The following is a 1,810-nucleotide window of genomic DNA, read 5'->3' on the forward strand; positions in this document are numbered from 1 at the left end:
GCCTCCGGAGACGTGGATTTCACCTGCAGTTGCCACGTGCAGGCAGACACTTGCGCCATACCGGAGCACAGGAGATGGCCATGAAGACCTCGACCCGATTGATGGTGCTGGGCACCCTGCTGGCGGCCTCGTCCGTTGCTGGCGCACAGAATTACGGCCCGCGTGATGAAGGGCGCAAGTTCAACGATGGCAGCCGCGTGGTCTGCAAGAACGTGGAAGTACAGCGCAATACCCGCGATCCCAACCGCATCACCGGTACCGCTACGGGCGCCGTGGTCGGCGGCCTGTTGGGCAACCAGGTAGGCGGCGGCAACGGCAAGAAGCTGGCGACCGTCGCCGGTGCCGTGGCGGGCGGTGCAGCTGGGCGGCAGATCCAGGGCAACCATCAGCAGAAGACCGGCGATCGCGTGGTCGAGCGCCGTTGTGAGCGCGTCTATCGCTGATGCCTCCATGCGATAACCCCTTCCACACTGCTGTACCCCGAACGCCGGCCCTGTGCCGGCGTTCTCCGTTTCCGGACCCGTTCCGTGGGGCAGGGCGCATGCCTATACTGCGCCGACCTCCAGGGATGAATCGCCAGTGAACAAGTCGAGCGCTGTAGACCGTCGGGAACCGTCCGATGTTGCTGATGCAATGCCTCGCACGACAGCCAGCTACTCCCGCGTGCGTGACCGCACCGACGAGCTGGAGCTGTTCATTTCCGGCCTGCTCGCCTTCGCACTGCTCGCCGTGCCGGGCTACCTGTTCGATGCGTGGGCGCGCAGCAGCCTGCATACCGAAGGTGTCTATTTCCAGGCGCTGTGGTTCGCCTTCAGCATCGGCGTCGGCATGTGCTACGTGCTGGCGGTGGCCTTGATCATCCACTTGGCCGTGCGCGGCTACTGGATCGGCCTGATCGGCCTGAAATCGCACTTCCCCAACGGTATCGACTGGGATCGGTTGACGATGCTGGGGCCGTTCTCACGCGCGTTCCTGCAGCAGCGCGACGGCGGCCTCGACGGCACCATTGAACGCGCGGACCGGCTTGCCACCATGCTGTTCTCGACCACGCTGTTGTGCGTGCAGACCCTGGCCGGCACGCTGGTGGTAGCCATTGTCTCGCTTGGCGTGGCGATGGCCATCGGCGCCGCCTTCGGCGATGTCGATCGCATCACGCTGGGAATCGTTGCGGTGTTGATGCTCTGTCTGCTCGGTCTGGCGATGGTGCCGATGCTGCTGGAAAAGTCGATCGCGCGGCGTCGCGCGCGGGGCCTGGACACGGCACGGCAGGAGAAGCGACTGCAGTCGGTGCTGGCTGGCCTGCAGCGGGTACCCATGCTGCGCCTGCTGCAGACCATGCAGTGGACCCTGCAGAGCAACCTGCGCGGCCGCTCGTTCACGGTGATCTATATTTCGGCGGTGATGCTGGCGATGGTGCTCGCCGCCCTGCAGGTCTATGGCTCGATGACGTTCTCGCTGTTCAACCGCTACAGCGTGCTGACCGAGGAGGCAGTGAACCACGGCATGCTGGGCGCGCACTACGAATCGCTGCGCTCGGCGCACGACCAGTTGCTGCCTTATCCGATGATTCCGGCCGATACCATCAGTGCATCGCGGTTGCGCCTGTTCATTCCCCATCGCCCGCAGCGTGACAACCCGGTGGCGCGACAGCGCTGCGCCGGTGGTGCACGCAACGAAGCGCAGGGCGCACTGGCCGCGACAGCAGCGGTGAACTGCATGGCCACGCTGTGGACGGTGCAGCTCGACGGCGGCAAGGTCGACCTGCATGATTTCGTGCCGATGGAACGCCGCGACCTGGACATGCGCGGGC

2 protein-coding genes are annotated in these 1,810 nt (G+C 65.2%); both read left to right on the forward strand.

The genetic code is table 11. From position 1 onward, the window contains the following. Nucleotides 1–74: 74 nt before the first annotated feature. Nucleotides 75–443: a glycine zipper 2TM domain-containing protein gene (locus tag AC1VAN_RS20600; RefSeq protein WP_025873797.1), complete on the forward strand. Its 369-nt coding sequence runs from the start codon at nucleotides 75–77 to the stop codon at nucleotides 441–443. A gap of 190 nt (nucleotides 444–633) precedes the next feature. Further along, nucleotides 634–1,810 (forward strand): hypothetical protein (locus AC1VAN_RS20605; RefSeq protein WP_480986611.1); only part of this gene is annotated, 1,177 nt, incomplete at its 3' end.

The organism is Stenotrophomonas sp. 05L44_2, assembly GCF_056665995.1.